At 73.2% G+C, this 17,854-nt stretch carries 10 protein-coding genes; 4 read left to right on the top strand and 6 right to left on the bottom strand.

What is annotated here, in order from left to right; genetic code table 11:
• Positions 1–204: 204 nt before the first annotated feature.
• Both ACPFP2_RS12550 and ACPFP2_RS12545 read right to left on the bottom strand, forming a co-directional pair.
• A complete protein-coding gene (locus tag ACPFP2_RS12550) occupies positions 205–2,817 on the bottom strand; it encodes a DUF1565 domain-containing protein (protein WP_424089130.1) in 2,613 nt (870 codons plus the stop codon).
• Positions 2,818–2,965: 148 nt separating this feature from the next.
• The gene (locus ACPFP2_RS12545) at positions 2,966–5,536 is read right to left on the bottom strand and encodes a hypothetical protein (RefSeq protein WP_424089128.1); all 2,571 of its coding nucleotides are present in this window, start codon (positions 5,534–5,536) and stop codon (positions 2,966–2,968) included.
• A 168-nt stretch (positions 5,537–5,704) separates the two neighbouring features.
• On the opposite strand from ACPFP2_RS12545, the gene ACPFP2_RS12540 reads away from it, so the two are divergent.
• Complete coding sequence (locus ACPFP2_RS12540) at positions 5,705–6,811, top strand: calcium:proton antiporter (RefSeq protein WP_424089126.1); 1,107 nt, start codon at positions 5,705–5,707, stop codon at positions 6,809–6,811.
• A gap of 107 nt (positions 6,812–6,918) precedes the next feature.
• On the opposite strand, the gene ACPFP2_RS12535 is transcribed toward ACPFP2_RS12540, so the two are convergent.
• Positions 6,919–9,531 carry a right-handed parallel beta-helix repeat-containing protein gene (locus ACPFP2_RS12535; RefSeq protein WP_424089125.1) on the bottom strand — a complete coding sequence of 871 codons (2,613 nt, stop codon included), beginning with the start codon at positions 9,529–9,531 and terminating at the stop codon, positions 6,919–6,921.
• A 235-nt stretch (positions 9,532–9,766) separates the two neighbouring features.
• Positions 9,767–10,240, bottom strand: a complete 474-nt coding sequence (locus ACPFP2_RS12530; RefSeq protein WP_424089123.1) for a hypothetical protein — start codon at positions 10,238–10,240, stop codon at positions 9,767–9,769.
• 119 nt (positions 10,241–10,359) lie between these two features.
• Between ACPFP2_RS12530 and ACPFP2_RS12525 the strand changes: the two genes are divergently transcribed.
• Entirely contained in the window at positions 10,360–11,640 is a 1,281-nt protein-coding gene (locus tag ACPFP2_RS12525; protein ID WP_424089121.1) for an MFS transporter, read from the top strand.
• Between the two features lie 251 nt (positions 11,641–11,891).
• Here the strand turns inward: ACPFP2_RS12525 and ACPFP2_RS12520 are convergent, their stop codons facing one another.
• On the bottom strand, positions 11,892–13,604 hold the full coding sequence (locus ACPFP2_RS12520; protein WP_424089119.1) for a bifunctional metallophosphatase/5'-nucleotidase: 1,713 nt from the start codon (positions 13,602–13,604) through the stop codon (positions 11,892–11,894).
• A gap of 324 nt (positions 13,605–13,928) precedes the next feature.
• Here ACPFP2_RS12520 and ACPFP2_RS12515 point away from each other — a divergent pair, with 324 nt between their 5' ends.
• Positions 13,929–14,726 (top strand): alpha/beta fold hydrolase, encoded by a 798-nt coding sequence (locus ACPFP2_RS12515; RefSeq protein ID WP_424089117.1) that lies wholly within the window; start codon positions 13,929–13,931, stop codon positions 14,724–14,726.
• Between the two features lie 599 nt (positions 14,727–15,325).
• On the opposite strand, the gene ACPFP2_RS12510 is transcribed toward ACPFP2_RS12515, so the two are convergent.
• Positions 15,326–16,105 carry a phosphodiesterase gene (locus ACPFP2_RS12510; RefSeq protein ID WP_424089115.1) on the bottom strand — a complete coding sequence of 260 codons (780 nt, stop codon included), beginning with the start codon at positions 16,103–16,105 and terminating at the stop codon, positions 15,326–15,328.
• A 206-nt stretch (positions 16,106–16,311) separates the two neighbouring features.
• On the opposite strand from ACPFP2_RS12510, the gene ACPFP2_RS12505 reads away from it, so the two are divergent.
• Positions 16,312–17,733, top strand: coding sequence for a diguanylate cyclase (locus ACPFP2_RS12505; protein WP_424089113.1), 1,422 nt, complete (start codon positions 16,312–16,314; stop codon positions 17,731–17,733).
• The last annotated feature ends 121 nt before the right edge of the window (positions 17,734–17,854 follow it).

Raw genomic sequence — 17,854 nt, 5'->3', positions numbered from 1 at the left:
GTGATCAAGTTGTGCGTGCGCGGGCAGCGTACACCGATGACCACCGATGCGAGCAGCACCGGAAATCCCGACCCGGGTGGACCGTTCGGTCGTGGTCGCAGGCGCCCCGGCCGGGCGCGGCGGTGCGGGTGCCCGAGGTCGGCGGAACCCTTCCACCTGTGCTGGGCCGGCCTTGCGTACGGGACATCGGCTCCCGGCGGAGCGTCAGGCGGCCGGCCCGATGAAGTAGCCGGCCTGGTCGACGACGAGGTGGGTGCTGCCCCGGCTGCGGTTGGCCGCCACGATCCGCCGCCACTGACCGGTGGGTACGACGGCCAGGTTGGCCGCCGTCTCCCGGGCGACGAAGTTGACGTGGGAGGCGTTCGGCATGTCGGTGGCGTGCGGGTACACGGTGAGGAAGCCGGGCGCGGACGGCGCGGTGACCGTCACGTTCAGCACCGCGCCGGTGGGCTCCGGGCATTCCCAGCAGTTGTGCAGCAGGAAGTCCGGTCGGAAGATCCCGCCCTCCCCCGCTTCCAGCGCGCCGTGGACGTTCCGGTAGATCAGGCCGGTGTCGGTCCGGGTGTCCACGATCCGGGTCGGGCCGTACGGCACGTACGCGTCGGTGGCGCCGGACGCCGTCGAGGCGTAGAAACCGGCCAGGTCCGCCACCACGTGGGTACTGCCCGAGCTGGCGTTGTGGATGCTCACCCGGCCGTCGACCACCGGCACCACCACCAGGTTCGGGATGGTCTGCCCGGCCACGAAGTTGAGGTTCGAGGCCTCGGGCGTCGCGCTGCCGGCGGGGAACACCTTGAGCACGCCCGCCCGGGTCGGCGCGGTGACCGTCACGTTGAGCACCGCCGCCGTGGCGTCGGCCGGCAACTTCCGGGACAGGTCGAGCTGGCGGGTGGCGTACGCGCCGAACGCGGTGCCGCCCGCGGCGCGGGTGTCCAGCACCCGGGTCGGCGCGACCGGCTCGAAGCCCGACCCGGTACGGCCGTACCAGCCCTGGAGGTCGGCGACGACGTGCACGGTGCCGGGGCCGCTGTTACGGATCCGGACCCCGGTGTCCCCCATCGGCACGGTGACCAGGTTGGGCACCGTCTCGCCCGGCACGAAGTTGACGTTCGAGGCGTTCGGCGCGGCGCTCCCGTCCGGAAAGACGGTGAGGAAGCCCGCGGTGGTCGGTTGGGTCGCCGTCACGTTCAGCACCACGGCGCTGACGTCGCGGGCCGGAGTGTCACCGATCCGGTCGACCGGGAGCACGATCTCCGAGTTGGGCGGCACGGGCGTGGTGCCCGGGACGCCCACCGCCGCCCGGGTGTCCAGCAGCCGGGTCGGGGTCACGGGCCGGTAGTGCGCCCCGACCGCCGTCCACAACCGGTACTCGTGCGTCCCGGGGCCGTCCCGGAAGGCGGTGGGGCTGAACTTGAAGGTCACCGAGACCACACCGGCCCGCCGGTACGTGTGGCGTACGGACGGTGCGGTGGTGACCCGCCAGAAGCGTTCGTCCTCGAACTTGAAGGCGCTCAGCATGGCCGGGGCGTCCACCGGGAACGGGTAGCCGGCGGTCATGGAGGCCTGCACGTCGGTGGGCCCGGCGCCGGGCACCCGCCGCAGGTCGTAGCCCGTCATGCCCGCCCAGTTGACGTACTCCACCGCACCCCGGTCGTGGTAGCCGCCGCCGGTGCCGGTGTTGGGCGTCTCCGGCGGGTCCGCGTGCGGGTGGTGCAGCACGTCGGTGGCGGTCGCCCCGGGCGCCGTGCCGTCCGCGGAGTCGACGGCGGGGGAGGCCGGGTGGAGCGGGTACCAGCCGCGCTCCCCGCCGTACCGTCCCTGGATCAGGGCCGGAGCCGCGATGTCGTGCGCACCCTGGCCGGTCGCCGCCCGGAACGTCTCCGTCGTCGCGTGGTCGACGCCGGCCCACCGGTAGAGCGCGCCGCGGCTGGTCGGGTCGATCAGGTTGTGGTCGACGATCGTCCCGGGCGCGGACCCGGCGGAGACGCCGATCGCCGTGGCGGTCGCCGGGTCCGCGCAGGCGGTGGGAGCGGTGACGGCACCGGCCGCCGTCTGCACGATGTTGTTGCGCAGCGAGACCCCGGGCGAGGCGCCGGTCACCTCGATGCCGTTCGTGCAGGAGGTCACGACGGTGTTGCCGGTGACGACGGTGCCGGGGGCGTCGGCGACCCGCAGCCGGGTGCCGGAGAACCCGTTGGCGGTGACCACCGCGCCGGTCGTGCCGTCGTCGACCGACAGCCCGACCGTCGCGCCCTGGAACCAGCCCCGACTGACGGTGACGTCGCTCGACCGGGTCACCCGTACCATGGCCGGCGCGTTGGCGGCCCGGACCGCGAGACCGTCCAGCGTCACGCGGGCACCACCGTCGACGAGCACCGCCGGGACGGTCTCCGGGGTGTGGGCGAAGAAGCCCTCGACCCGGATGTCGTGCACGCCGACCAGGCTGAAGATGATGCCCGGCGTCACCTGGCCGGCGACGTAGCCGACCCGGACGTTACCGTCGGGCCCGTTCACCGCCCGGAAGGTGATCGGCGCTCCCTGCGTGCCCGAGCGGGTCAGCGTCACCGCCTCCGGGTAGTCCCCGGGCTGCACCAGCACGGTGTGGCCGGGACCGGCGACCGCGGCGGCGGCCGAGATGGTGCAGAACGGCGCGTCCTGGCTGCCGTCCGCGCCCGGGGCACAGTGCTTCGCGCTGACGTACCACTCCGCTGCCGTCGTGGTCACCGCGGTGACGACCGGCGCGGCCACCGCCGGCGCTGCCAGACCTACCCCACCGACCAGCGGTACGACCGCGGCCATCGCGAGCCGTCGTCTCATCGACTCTCCCCGTGCGAGTACGTGTCGCGGCAGCGTACCGCGACGGTCACCGATGGATGGGCCGCCGATCGGACGACCCGGCGGACACCGGAACGGCTCCGGCCACCCACCGCACAGGAGGATGGCCGGAGCCGGGAGGGCGGACCGGTCAGTACTGCGGAGCGATGAAGACGCCCGCCTGGTCCACGATCGTGTGGACGGTGCCCGAGCTGCTGTTGTGGAGCCGAAGACCGCCCGGCGAGTTCCGGACCACGGCAAGGTTCGACGCGGTCTCCCCGGCCACGAAGTTGACGTTCGACACGGTCGGTCGGTCCTCGTCGGCGGGGTGGGCGATGAGGACACCGGGGGCGGTCGGCGCGGTGACCGTCAGGTTCGCCACCAACGCCTCGACCGTCACGCAGCAGGGCCACCCCTTAACGTCGGGGAAGACCTCGATGCTCTGGCGCGGCTGGAGCGGCGCGGCACCGGGCACGCCCGTGCCGTCCCGGGTGTCGATGATCCGCTTCGGGCCGTTCGGGACGTACCCGAGCTGCGCGTCGGGGCCGAACGAGCCGGCCAGGTCGGCGACCACGTGGGTGCTGCCGGAACTCTGGTTGTGGATGTTCACCTTGCCGTCCACCACCGGCACCACCACCAGGTTGGGGATGGTCTGCCCGGTGACGAAGTTGAGGTTCGACGCCGTCGGCACCGCCTGGCCGTACGGGAAGACCTTCAGCACGCCGTTCGCCGTCGGCCCGGTCACGGTGACGTTGAGGACGACCGCCGTGGTGCCCGGGGCGACCCGGTGCCCCAGGTCGAGCTGGCGCGTGGTCTGCGGTGCGAACGCCCCACCGGAGACGCGGGTGTCGAGCACCCGCTCCGGCGTACGGGCGGAGAAGCCCTGCCCGGCGGCGCTGTAGTGGCCCTGGAGGTCGGCGATCACGTGGACCGTGCCGCTGCCGCTGTTGCGGATCCGGATCCGCCCGTTCGTCATCGGCACGGTGACCAGGTTCGGCACGGTCTCCTCGGCGACGAAGTTGACGTTGGAGGAGCTGGGCCGGGGGGTGCCGTCCGGGTAGACGGTGAGGAAGCCCGAGGCGGTGGGCTGGGTGACCGTCACGTTCAGCACCACCGCGCTGATCAGCGGGGCCGGTACGCCGCCGACGTCGTCGACCGTCAGCACCACCTCCGAGTTCGCCGGGACCGGGGTAGTGGTGGCCACCCCGATCGCCGCGCGGGTGTCCAGCAGCCGGGTCGGCGGCACGGCGGTGTAGTGCGCGCCGAGCACGGTGCAGGACCTGTCGCTGCCACCGCCTGCGGTGCGGAAGCCGGTGTAGCTGTACTGCCGGTCGACGCAGGCGTTGCCCGCACGGCGGAACCGGTGGGTCTCCTGCGGCGACCGGCTGACCCGCCAGAGGTTCGAGTCGCTGAACCTGTACGCGAAGTGGCCACCCACCCCGTCGGCCCGCCACGGGTAGACGAGTGTGATGACGGAGGTGGCGTCGAGCGGGCCGCCGCCGACGGTCCGGCGCAGGGGAGACCACCTCGAGCCCATCGAGCTGAAGCTCTCCATCGCGCCGCGGTCGTGGTAGCCGACGCCGGTGCCGGTGTCCGGCCGGTCCGGGTTGTCGAAGTGCGGGTTGCCGAGCATGTCGGTGGCCGGTACGCCGCGCGCGGTGGCGTCGGCCGAGTCCACCGCCGGGGAGGTCTGCTTGATCGGGAGGAATCCACGGTCGCCGCCGACCGGGTCGACCAGCTGCGGGTCGGCCGCGATGTCGTGCGCGCCCTGCCCGGTGGCGGCGCGGAATCCGTCCAGGGTGGCATGGGTGGCGCCGGCCCAGGCGTACGGCGCCCAGCCGGTGCTCGGATCGAGCAGGTTGTGGTCGGCGACCGTGTCCGGCGTGGACGCCGCCGAGACCGAGACGGCCTGCCGGGACACCGGCAGGGTGCACGGGCTCTCGTCGGCGAGCGGCTGCACGATGTTGTTGGTGACCGACGCGCCGGGCGAGGTGCCGGCGAGCTCGATGCCCGGGCCGCAGGCGGCCCGGACCGTGTTGTTGGTGACGGTGGCGCCCGGGGTGTCGGTGAGGACCATCCGGCCGACCGGCACCTGGTTGGCGACGACGGTGACGCCGGTGGTGCCCGCCTCCACGGCCAGGGCCACCGACGCCGGGGCGACCAGCCAGTTCCGGCTGACCGTCACGTCGCGGGAGCCGCCGGTGACCTGTACGGCGGCACCGAGACCCTGGTTGACGGCCGCGTTGTCGAGGGTGACCCGGGAGGATCCGTCCACCAGCACCCCTGGCGCCCCACCGCCGCCGTAGAGGGTGAACCCGTCGACGACGACGTCGTGGACCTGGGCGAACGTGACGATGCTGCCGTCGACGTCCGCGCCGGCGAACCGCCCCACCCGGACGATGCCGGTGCTGATGTTGACCGCTCGGAAGGTGATCGGCGACCCCTCCGTGCCCGAACGGGTCAGCCGCACCGCCTCCGGGTACACGCCCGGCTGCACCAGCACGGTCTGCCCGGGTCGGACCACGGCTGCCGCCGCCGAGATGGTGCAGAACGGCTTGTCCTCGCTTCCGTCACCGTCCGGCACGCATCCGGTGCCGCCGACGTGCAGCTCGGAACCGGCCTCGGCCACCCGCGCGACGACCGGAGCAGCCGCCGCGGTCGGCACGAAGAGCCCCCCGCCACCCACCAACGGCACGATCGCCAGCATCGCAATTCGTCTCATCCACCGTCCCCCATGTGTGTTCGTGTCGCGGCAGGCTACCGCGACGGCCACCGATCGGTTGGCCGCTGAACGGCCGACCCGGAGCGCACCGATGGCTCCGGTCGGCCGTCCGGAAGGGGTGCGGGCGACGCTCGGCGACCGATCATCACGCCTGGCATTCTTGAGCGCATGACCGCGTTGATTCGATCCCGTTTGTCCCACTGGACCGTCTTCGTACCCGTCCTCGCGGTCGTGCTGCTCGTGCTCACCTGGGGCCGTGACCTCTCGGGGATCGTGGTCGCGGTGGTCGCCACCTTCCTGGCCGGCGCGGTGCTGGCGGCCGTGCACCACGCCGAGGTGGTCGCGCACAAGGTCGGTGAGCCGTACGGCTCGCTGGTGCTCGCGGTCGCGGTCACGGTGATCGAGGTCGCGCTGATCGTGACCCTGATGATCAGCGGCGGCGACAAGGCCCAGGCGCTGGCCCGGGACACCGTCTTCGCCGCCGTCATGATCACCTGCAACGGCATCCTCGGCCTGTCCCTGCTGCTCGGCGCCCTCCGCCGCCGGGTGGCGGTGTTCAACCCCGAGGGCACCGGCGGCGCGCTGGCCACCGTCGCCACCCTCGCCACCCTCAGCCTGGTGGTGCCCACCTTCACCACCAGCCGGCCCGGCCCCGAGTTCTCCCCCGCCCAACTCGCCTTCGCCGCGGTGGCGTCGCTCGCCCTCTACGGGCTCTTCGTCATGGTGCAGACCGGCCGGCACCGCGACTACTTCCTCCCCGTCACCAGCGACGGGAGCGTCGTCGACGCCGACGGCGACGGGCACGCCGACCCGCCCTCGGGGCGTACCGCGCTGGCGAGCCTCGCCCTGCTGCTCGTCTCGCTGATCGCCGTGGTGGGCCTGGCGAAGGGTGTCTCCCCCGCCATCGAGTCCGCCGTCGCCGCCGCGAACCTGCCGCAGGCCTTCGTCGGCGTGGTCATCGCGCTGCTCGTCCTGCTCCCCGAGACCCTCGCCGCCGCCCGGGCCGCCCGGCGCGACCGGGTGCAGATCAGCCTCAACCTCGCCCTCGGCTCCGCCATGGCCAGCATCGGCCTCACCATCCCGGCGATCGCCATCGCCTCCATCTGGCTGGACGGGCCGCTGCTGCTCGGCCTCGGTGGCACCCAGCTGACGCTGCTGGCGCTGACCGCGGTGACCGGCGTACTCACCGTCGTCCCGGGCCGGGCGACCGTGCTCCAGGGCGGGGTGCACCTGGTGCTGCTCGCGGCGTTCGTCTTCCTCGCCGCCAGCCCCTGACCGACCGGCCCACTGTCGGGCCGGTCGAGGCCGCCGAGCGGCACACGGCACCACCGACGGCTCCGGCCCCGACCGTCCAGGAGATGGTCGGGGCCGGAGCCTCGCGATCAGGAAGCCGGGGCGATGAAGTACCCGGACTGGTCGACGATGGCGTGGGTGTAGCCACTGCTGTTGTTGAACGCCGCGACCTGCCCGTTCGCGCCGACCTTGACCACGGCCAGGTTCGCGGCCGTCTCGCCGGCGACGAAGTTGACGTTCGACGCGGTCGGCGCCGCCTCGTCCGCCGGGTACGCGGTCAGCACACCCGCGGCCGTCGGCGCGGTGACGGTCAGGTTCAGCACCGCGGCCGTCGGCCGCGGGCACTCGAAGTCACAGCCCGTCGCGCCCTGCACCGCGAACGGCGCCTTCTGGTACCTGCCAAGCTGGCCGGAGACCACCTTGATCCAGCCCGAGTCGTCGCGGGTGTCGGCGATCCGGATCGGCCCGGACGGCACGTAGAGCTGGTTGGCGCCGGACGCCCCCGAACCGAAGTAGCCGGCCAGGTCGGCGACCACGTGGGTGGTCCCGGAGCCGGCGTTGCGGATCATCACCTTGCCGGCGACCACCGGCACGATCACCAGGTTCGGAATCGTCTGCCCGGCCACGAAGTTGAGGTTCGAGGCGACCGGCGCCGGTGAACCGTCCGGGTAGACCTTCAGCACCCCGGCGGCGGTCGGCCTGGTGACCGTCACGTTCAGGATCGCCGCCGTCGCGTCGGCCGGAAGCCGACCGGCGAAGTCCAGTCGTCGGTCGGCGTTGCCGGCCAGCGGCGTCGACGTGCGGGTGTCCAGCACCCGGACCGGGCTGAGCGGCTTGAAGCCGGCGCCCTGCCGGCCGTGGAAGCCCTGGAGGTCGGCGACCAGGTGCACGGTCCCGCTGCTGGTGTTGCGGAAGCGGATGCCGTCACCCATCGGCACGCTGACCAGGTTCGGCACGGTCTCGTTGGCGACGAAGTTGACGTTCGACGAGCCGGGCAGCGTGCCACCGTCCGGGTAGACGGTGATGAAGCCGGACGCCGTCGGCCTGGTGACCGTCACGTTGAGGACCAGCGCGGTGATGTCGCCGGCCGGCACGCCGCCGACGCTCGGCACCGGCAGGACGAGCTCACCCTTGGGCGGCACGGCGGTGGTGGTGGCGGTGCCGATCGCCGCCCGCGTGTCCAGCAGCCGGGTCGGTGCCACCGGCGTGTAGAGCGCCCCGACGGTGGTGCAGTGCGAGTAGCTGTACTCGGCGGCCACCCGGAACCCGGTGAAGCTGGTCCGGGTCGCCACGCAGGCCCGTCCACCCCGACGGAAGGTGTGATCGCGCGTCCGGGCGTCGGTCACCCGCCAGAACTTCTCGTCGCCGAACTTGTACGCGATGGCGCCGCCGTCACCGTCGGTCGGCCAGGCGTACTGCGGGGCGGCCATCGCCGTCACGGCCATCGGGTCGCTGCCGCGCTTGCGCTGGATACCTACCTGGCCGCCGATCACACCGCCCTGCACCTCGATCGCGCCCCGGTCGTGATAACCGGAGCCGGTGCCGGCGTTGGCGACGTCGGGGTTGTCGCTGCGTGGGTTGCCCAGCATGTCCGTACGGGTCACGCCCCTGGCCGAGGCATTTCCGGAGTCGACCGCCGGCGAGTTCGACTCCAGCGGGAACCAGGCCCGCATGACGCTCTTCTGATAACCGATCAGGGGGTCCGCCACGATGTCGTGCCCACCCTGCCCGGTCGCCTGCCGGAACGCGGCCAGATCCTGGTACGTCGTGTCGCCCCAGGAGTACAGGGCTCCGCCCGTGACCGGATCGATCAGGTTGTGGTCCAGCACCGTGCCCGGCACGGACGGGGCCGAGACCGCGATGGCGGTGGCGTTCGCCGGGACGCTGCACAGCTCCCGGTTCCGGTTCGTGCGCACGATGTTGTTCTCGATCGACACGCCCGTCGAGGCACCGGTCACGTCGATCCCCCGGCTGCAGTTCGTCACGAGGGTGTTGTTGGTGATGACGGTGCCCGGCGCGTCGGTGATCCGTAGCCCCGCGTAGGAGAACTGGTTGTTGGTGAGCACCACTCCGGTGACTCCCGCGTCGACCACCAGGCTCGGCATGCTGGCGGGCAGGTTCGCCAGCCAGCTACGGCTCACGGTGACGTCGGCCGACGCGCCGGTGACGCGGACGGCACCTCCCGGGGCGCGGGACCCGAGGACGCTGACCGCGTCGATGGTGACCCGCTGGACCTGGTCGACGACCAGGGCGGGCTGGTCGGCGACGCTCACCAGCCGGAAGCCCTCGATCGCGACGTCGTGCACGCCGGAGAGGGTGAAGACGGTGCCGGTCACGGCCCCGCTGGTGGTGTTGCCGACGGCGACCTGGCCGTCCGGGCCGTTGACCGCCCGGAAGGTGATGGGCGCGCCGTCGACGCCCGAGCGGGTGAAGGTGACCGACTCCGGGTAGTTGCCCGGCTGCACCAGCACCGTCTGGCCGGCCCGGGCCACGACCGCCGCCGCCGAGACGGTGCAGAACGGCCGGTCCACACTGCCGTCGCCACCCGGCGCGCAGTCCTTGTTGCTCACGTACAGCTCGTCGGTCACCGCCTGGGTGACCGGTGCCGGTGCGGCACCGGCCGCGGGCGTCGCAGGGCCGACCAGGCCCGCGCCCCCGACCAGTGGTACGACCGCGAGCCGCACCCACGCACGTCTGTCCATCAACCGCCCCCGTGACAAATCGATCATGTGTGCCGGGAGCTTATCGGGGCGACCGTCGATCTCATCAGCGCCGATCGGTCAATGCCCTCGCCCGACGGGTCAATGCCGGAACGGGAAGCGGCCATACAGCTCGCCGACCGCCGCCGTGGTCACCGGCGCCGGCGACGGCCACGGGCACCGTCCGCCCCGGTCGGTCTGGTCGAGCATTCGGCAGGCCGGACAGAGCCGAGACGGCTCAGTCGTGCCGCTCGGTGCGTTCGATCTCGGCGAACGCCGCGCCCAGGTAGCCCTCGACCGGCCCGCCGGTCACCGCGAGCAGATCGGCGACGAGCAGCGGGGCGTGCCGGGCGACGGCCGCAGGATCGGGCGGGGCGTCGTCCTCGCCCGGGTCGTACACACCGAGCGCCCCGGCCAGCAGGACCAGCACCACGTGCGGGTCGACGTCCGGCCGCCACTGCGCCGCCGCCCGGACGCACCGCTCCAGCACCTGCCGGACGTCGTCGGAGTCGAGCCCGTCCGGGTGGACCTCCTCGAGCAGCAGCCGTACCACCGAGCCGAGGACCAGCCCGGAGCGTTCCGCGGCGGCCAGCCGCGCGGTCGCCGCCTCGTACGCCTCGCCGTCGCGAGCCTGTGCCGCCTCGACGGCGTCGGTGGCGGCGACGGCGATCTCGCGGGCCGGTGCGGGCAGGTGTCGCCAGGTCACGCTCACCGGGCCAGCATGGCAGAGCCGCCCGACAGCGCCGGTCCGCGTGCGCTTGATCACGTGACATGCGCGAGCGGCGACAAAACCCGTCGCGGCCTGTCGGACCCGCTGGACAGAATCGCGGCATGCTGCGCCGATCCCTCCCCCGCCGTCCGGAAGCCCGCCGCATCCTGCTGGGCACCCTGCTGTCGGCGATCGGACGCGGCCTGACCCTGCCGTTCCTCTTCATCTACCTGACCGACGTGCGCGGCCTCTCCGACCCCCGCGCCGGCCTGGTCATCGGCTGGTACGGCGCGGTCACCCTGGCGCTCTCCCCGCTGGGCGGGACGCTCATCGACCGGTTCGGCGCCCGTCGGGTGCTGCTGCCGGCCCTGCTGATCGAGGCGGTCGGCACCGGCTCGCTCGCGCTGGTCGACTCGACCGGCTCGGCGTTCGGCGTGATCACCGTGGTCGCGATCGGCAGTTCGGCGATCTGGTCCGGGCAGAACACCATCCTCGCGTCGCTCACCGCCGACGACGAGCGGCAGCGGGTGTACGGCTTGAACTTCGCCCTGCTCAACCTGGGCATCGGCGTCGGCGGCCTGACCTCGGGCGCCATCGTGGACACGGCGCGGCCGATCACCTTCGAGCTGATCTACCTGCTCGACGCGATCAGCTACCTGACCCCGGCGTTGATCCTGCTGAGCCTGCCGCACGTCGGTCACCGGCTCGCCGACGTCACGGCCGGCGCGAAGGGTTCGAGCGGGGGCTACCTCACCGTGCTGCGGGACCGACCGTTCCGCCGCCTGGTGATCTTCGGTCTGGTCCTCACCACCTGCGGGTACGCCCAGATCGAGGTGGGCTTCACCGCGTACGCGGTCCGGGTCGCCGAGGTGACGCCCCGGGTCGTGGCCTGGGCGCTGGCCGGCAACACCGTGATGATCGTGCTGTCCCAGTTGCTGGTGATCCGGCGGATGGAGGGGCGCAGCCGTACCGGAGCGCTGGCGGTGGTCGGTGCGGTCTTCGCCGCCGCCTGGCTGATCCTCGGCGCGGCCGGCGTGGTGGGCACGGGCAACGCCGTCGTGGCGGCGCTCGGCGTGGTGGCCTGCGCGGCGGTCTTCGGTTTCGGCGAGACCATGCTCTCCCCGGTGATGCCGGCGCTGACCAACGCGCTCGCCACCGACGAGCTGCGGGGCCGGTACAACGCGATGAGCTCGATGATCTTCGGGATCAGCGGGGTGATCGGGCCGGTGACCGCCGGCCCGTTGATCGGGGCCGCCGACGGCAAGGTGTGGGTGGCGGTCGTGGTCGGCGGCTGCCTGGCCGCCTCGGTGATCGCCCTGTCCCTGCGGCCGCTGCTCTCCGCCGTTCAGGACGGGCAGGTCCGCGTCGCCGACGACCCGGCCGCCGCCCCCACCCCTGCCTGATCCGGCTACACGCGCATCCCGTCGCGGCCATGATCGTGCTGAATCCCGGATGTAGTGCCGTCCGAGCGCGCTGGAGGCCACTGCATCCAGGATCGAGCACGATCTTGACCGGCAGCCCAGCCCAGGTGAGGCACGCCAGCCGGGCCAGGCAGGCCACGCTCGACCGCCAGGCAGGTCCGGCGGGACGAGGGCAGGAACGGGGACGGGCCCCGGAGCGGGTGCTCCGGGGCCCGTCGTGTCGAGGGCTGCCGTCAGGCGGCGGGGACCTCGGCGGTGGTACGGATCCGGTCCAGGGCCGGCGCGGAGACCGGCGAGGACGCGGTCAGGTACGCCACGAAGGCGTCCAGGTCGATCATGCCGGTGACCTGGTTGGTGCCGCTCTTGAGGGCGGTGAACCCGTCGCCGCCGCCGGCGAGGAAGTTGTTCACCGTGACCCGGTAGGTGCCGGAGTCGGTGACCGTGACGCCGCCCAGGGTCAGGCTGCCCCGGACGACCCGGGTGCCGGCGCACGGGTCGGCGGTGGTGCCGGTGGTGCCGTTCACGTCGACCGTGTAGTTGACCGTCGAGGACGGGTAGAGCGTCCGGCCGACGACGAACTGCTGCTCCAGCACGCAGTAGAGCTGCGCGCCGGTGAGGTCGAGGGTCACCAGGTTGTTGGCGAACGGCTGGACGGTGAACGCCTCCTCGTAGGTGACCGGGCCGGCGTCGAGGTCGGCGCGGACACCACCGGGGTTCATGAACGCGCCGAGCGCGCCCTGCTCGGTGTCGGTCGCGGCGAGCTGCGCGTCGGCGATCACGTTGCCCAGCGGGGACTCGCCCTTGGCCGTACCGAAGAGGGTCTCCTGGGTCCGGTTGAGCGGCTCGGCCGTGGTGCCGACGACCTTGGTGGCGACCGGGCCGAGGGCCGTCTTGTAGCGGGTGATCAGCTCGGTCTGCGCCGGGTCCTTGGCGACGTCGCGGGTGACCACGACGTTGTTCGCCGACGCGGTGAGCACGTCACCGGTCTTCCGGTCGATCTTCAGGTCGATGTCGGTCACCAGGCGGCCGAACGAGCTGGCGCTGGTGACGAGCTTGCCGTTGATCTCGCAGTTGTACGCCTGGTGGGTGTGCCCGCTGACCACCACGTCGATGGCCGGGTCCATCCGGTTGGCGATGTCGACGATCGGGCCGGTGAAGCCGTTGCAGTCGTTGATGCCGCCGGTCGAGTCCTGCTGGCCGCCCTCGTGCAGCAGCACGACGATGCTCTCGACGCCCTGGGCGCGCAGCACGCGGGCCCACTTGTTGGCGGTCTCGGCCTCGTCGGCGAAGGTCAGGCCGGCGACACCTTCCTGGCTGACGATCTGCGGGGTGCCCTCCAGGGTCATCCCGATGAAGCCGACCTTGACGCCGGCGACCTTCTTGATGCCGTACGGCGGCAGCAGCGGCTGGCCGGTGGCGGTCTTGAAGGCGTTGGCGGAGAGGTACTGGAAGCCGGCCCCCTCGTACGGGGTGCCGTCGGCGCAGCCGTCGACCGGGTGGCAGCCGCCGTTCTGGATGCGGAGCAGCTCGTTGGCGCCCTCGTCGAACTCGTGGTTGCCGACGCTGGCGAAGTCCAGCCCGGCCATGGTGAGCGCCTCGATGGTGGGCTCGTCGTGGAACGCGGCGGAGAGCAGCGGCGAGGCGCCGATCAGGTCACCGGCGGCGACCGTGATGGTCCGCTCCTGCTCCTTCTCGGTGGCGCCGCGCAGCGCGGCGAGCTGGGTGGCGAGGTATTCCGCACCACCCGCGGGCTGGCCGGCGATGGTGCCGCTGGAACCGCCCGGGGGCTCCAGGTTGCCGTGGAAGTCGTTGAGGGCGAGCAGCTTGACGTCGACCGGCTTGGGGCCGGCCTCGGCCTGGTTCGGGTTGACGGCGACCGTGCTCAGCGCGGCCGCGGCGAGCGCGGTCAGACCGATGGCGGCCCTACGCATCCCGGGGACGGACATGGAACTCCTCGTGAGGTTCGGCGTTGGACGCTGCGCGGACGATGGTTCGCCCGGCGACCCTGATCCGTGCCGTGGCAGGGGTCGATCGCGGATGGCGGCGGTCGGGGGTTCGCCGCTCCGTCGGGAGACAGCCTCTCACCTCCCCCCACCGCCGGTCGACTGGGGAAGTCGAACAGACCTGCGGATACGTCAGGTGGCGGCGGTCGGACGTTCGGACGATTCCGACATGACGGGTAGATGACGGCGGCCCCGGGGGGAGGTTGTCGGTTTGTCGTCGGTGGCTCCGACCAGGATGGGAGACGACAGGCGACGGAGGGACGGAAGATGGCTGGGACAACCTGGACGGTGGGCACCGCGCGGTCCGCGGACGGCACGACGATCGCGTACGAGCGCAGTGGCGACGGGCCGGCGATGGTGCTGGTGGGCGGCGCGTTCAACGACCGCTCCACCACCCGGGAGCTCGCCGCCGCGCTGGCGGCGGACTTCACCGTCCTCGGGTACGACCGGCGCGGCCGGGGCGACAGCGGCGACACCGCCCCGTACGCGGTGGAGCGCGAGATCGAGGACCTGGCGGCGGTGATCGGGGCGGCCGGCGGCACGGCGTACGTCTACGGTCTCTCCTCCGGTGCGATCCTCGCCGCCCTGGCGACCGCCGCCGGCCTGCCGGTGACGGGGCTGGCGCTGTTCGAGCCGCCGTTCCAGGTGGGTGCGCACGCCGGTTCCCGGGCGGCGATCGCACCGAAGCTCGCGGAGCTGGTGGCGGCGGGGCGGCGGGGCGACACGGTCGAGTGCTTCCTGGTCGAGGCGGTGGGTGTCCCCGCCGACGAGGTGCGCGGGATGCGGGAGCAGCCGATGTGGCCCTGGATGGAGATGCTGGCCCCGACCCTCGTGTACGACGCAACCGTCACCGGGGACGGCAGCCTCCCCGCCGAGCGCCTCGCCGCGATCACCGCGCCGACCGTGGTCGTCGACAGCACGGGCAGCCCGGACTGGCTGCGCGACGCCGCGCGGGCCGCGGCCGAGGCGGTGCCGGGAGCCCGGCACCTGAGCCTGGCGGGCGGATTCCACGAGGTGCCCGCCGACCGGCTGGCCCCGGAGCTGCGCCGCGCCCTGCTCGGCTGACCACGTCACGTCGGCCGGGTCGGCAACCGACCGACCGGCTGACCACGGCAGGGGCGACCGTCCCGGGGAGGGCCGCCGGCTCCCGGTGCCGGGGAGTCGCCGCCCGTTCCCCGGGACGGTCGGATGACGTGCCGGCACCCGCCCCTCAGGGCGCCGGCCGCCAGGAGTGCGCCGAGGCTATCCATGCCGAGTGGCAACTGTGGACCCGCCGAACGTCTGCGGACGCAAACAAATCCGTCAGTCCCGACCACGGGACCCGAATGGTGATCCGTTTTTGGGCGATCGGCCTGTTCCGCGCCCGCGACAGAGCGACCCGGACCGACCCGTCCGTCGCCGCACCCGCCCGACCGGGGAACGAACCGACCCGCTCGGGCAGCGAGACCGACGCACCCTGCGGCAGATCGCGCCGACCCGGCCACCCCGGAACCGCCGGCGTTGCGAGCGCGCCGACGCCCCCGGCGGGCCAGGCCGTGCGCAGCGCCCTCAGGGCAGCGCAGGTCCAGTGCCCGGCACCCCCGGGCCGGTCGGCCAGGTGGGCGACGACCCCGCCCCACCTGCCGGACACGGCGTTCAGGGCAGTTGCGGCACCCGGGGGCCGGTCAGAAGCCGCAGGTCATGCCGGCGGCGTGGCTGACCTGCACGGTGTGGGTCACGCAGCCGCCCGGCTCGACGACGTGCAGCAGGAACGCGGTCGGCTCGTCGACCCAGCCGATCTCCTCGTCGGGACTCATGGTCAGCGACGCCTGCCGCCAGGTGCTGGGCGCGACGGTGAGCACGGTGCCGGCGAAGGCGGCGGTGACCGGGCGGTGCAGGTGGCCGGTGGCGACGCGTACCACGTGGGGGTGCCGGCGGATCACCGCGGCGAGGGCGTCGCCGTCGGCGAGCCGGATGACGTCGGCGGCCGGGACACCGACGGCGACCGGCGGGTGGTGCAGGAAGACCAGGGCCGGCACGTCCGGTCGCCCGGCGAGCACCCCGTCGAGCCAGCCGAGCTGGTCCTCGCCGAGCCGGCCGCCGCTCTCACCGGGCACCAGCGAGTCCAGCGCGACGACGGTCAGCTCGGCATGGTCGACGTGGTAGTACGCGGAGAAGCCACCGCCCAGGTAGGGCGTGCCGCCGAAGGCGTCCAGCAGCGACTCGCGGTCGTCGTGGTTGCCGGTGACCAGGTGCACCGGCAGCGGGTACCGGCCGAGCACCTCGCGCAGCGCCGCGTACTCGTCGGGGCGGCCCTGGTCGACCAGGTCGCCGGAGATCACCACGCAGTCGGGACGGGGGCGCAGCGCCAGCACCCGGCCGAGGGCCCGGTGCAGACCGGCGGCGGGCGCGGCGGCGAGCACGCCGGTGGTCAGGTGCGGGTCACTCAGCTGGGCGACGAGCATGGCTCCTCCACTGCGACCGGGCCCCTCACGCTAACCCCGCGACGCACCCGGCGTGGTCCCGTCGGTAACCCACAGGCCACGTCCACACCCTGTGGATGAAACATGTGTACGAACAAAGTTGATCTTCGTGTGGGCGGGCGACGCCTGCTGAGTACGCTTGATCGCAGCCCCGGCGCCGGCCGGGTCCCACCCTCACCTGGAAGAACGTGGATCACGACAGAGTCGTACGGGACGTCACGGTCCGCCTGCCGATGGCCTCGACCGCGGTCGAGGCGTGCCGGTGGACCGTGACCGCGCTCGCCCGGTACACCCCCGCGACGATCTCCGTCCTGCTCCAGGTCCACGACCGGCTGCGTTGCGTCGCGGCGACCGGCGCCTGGCAGGTCTTCTCCACCGTGCCGCCGAAGTCCGGCATCGTCGGCCGGGTCTACGCCTCCGGCGAGAGCGCCACCGTCACCGACGTCACCCAGGACCCGGACTACCTCCCGGTACGCCCCGACGTCACCACCGAGATCTGCGTGCCGGTGCTGGACCCGGCGGGCCGCCCGATCGGCGTGCTCGACCTGCAGTGGAGCGAGCCCGTCGAGCTGGCCCCTTGGCGGGCGACCGCCGCGCGGCTGGCCGCCCGGCTCGGCGCCCGGATCATGGCGCTCGGCGGTCCGCCCGCCGAGAGCCGCAGCGAGAAGCTGCTCCGGCACGCCACCGCGATGACCTCCGCCCCCACCGAGTGGGACCTGATGGCCGCCGCGATCACCGCAGCCCGGGACGTCTCCACCCTCTCCGCCGCCGTGCTGGTGCTCGGCGGCCGGCGCGGCCCCCGGGTCGGCGACCCGACCGGCGTGCCCGGCGAGTTGGAGGCGCGCATCCGCGCCGAACTGACCGAGGCGGGAACCGGGCCGCTCGGCCGGCTGGTCGGCCGCGCCCACCGGCACGGATCGGCGTACACCCTGGGCGAGGCCGGGCTGCCCCCGACCGAGGAGTACGAGCCGCTGGTCCGGGCCGGGGTGCGGACCCTGGTGTCGGTGCCGGTGGGCCCGCCCGACTCCGGCGGGGTGCTGCTGGTCGCCGACGAACGGCTGCTCCGACCCGACCCGACCACGGTCAACCTGATGGAACTGCTCGCCGGCCAGGCGTGGGGCGCCCTGGACCGGCTGCGTACCCTGGCCCGGCTCCGCGAGCAGGCCAGCTCCGACCCGCTCACCGGCCTGCGCCACACCGGGCCCTTCGGGCAGCGGATCCGGACGGCCACGCCGGGGCGTACCGCCCTGCTGGCGATCGACGTGGACGGCTTCAAGACGGTCAACGACACGTACGGCCACCAGGCCGGGGACCGGCTGCTGGTCGGGCTGGCCCGGGCCCTGGAGGGGGCGTTGCGCCAGGGCGACGAGCTGTACCGGATCGGCGGCGACGAGTTCGTCGCGGTGATCGAGGTCAGCCGCCCCGACGAGGCGGTCCGGATCGCCGAGCGGCTCACCGAGGCGGCGAGACGCACCGGCCGCACCATCAGCGTCGGCGTCGCCCTGCCCCACCCCGGCGAGCCGGGCGAGGCGACCCTCCGCCGCGCTGACCAGGCCCTGTACGCGGTCAAACGGCACGGCCGCGACGGCGTCCGCCTAGCCGCCGCCTAACCCCACCCCACCCCCGCGCCCCACCCCCGCGCCCCACCCCACCCCCGCGCGATCTTGCACTTGTGGTGCCGTCAAAAGCCACGAAGCAGGGCAAGCCGACAACCCGAAGTGCAAGATCGCG

The organism is Micromonospora citrea (assembly GCF_049629545.1).
Taxonomy (GTDB): domain Bacteria; phylum Actinomycetota; class Actinomycetes; order Mycobacteriales; family Micromonosporaceae; genus Micromonospora; species Micromonospora citrea_A.
This window is presented reverse-complemented; position numbering and strand designations above follow the sequence as displayed.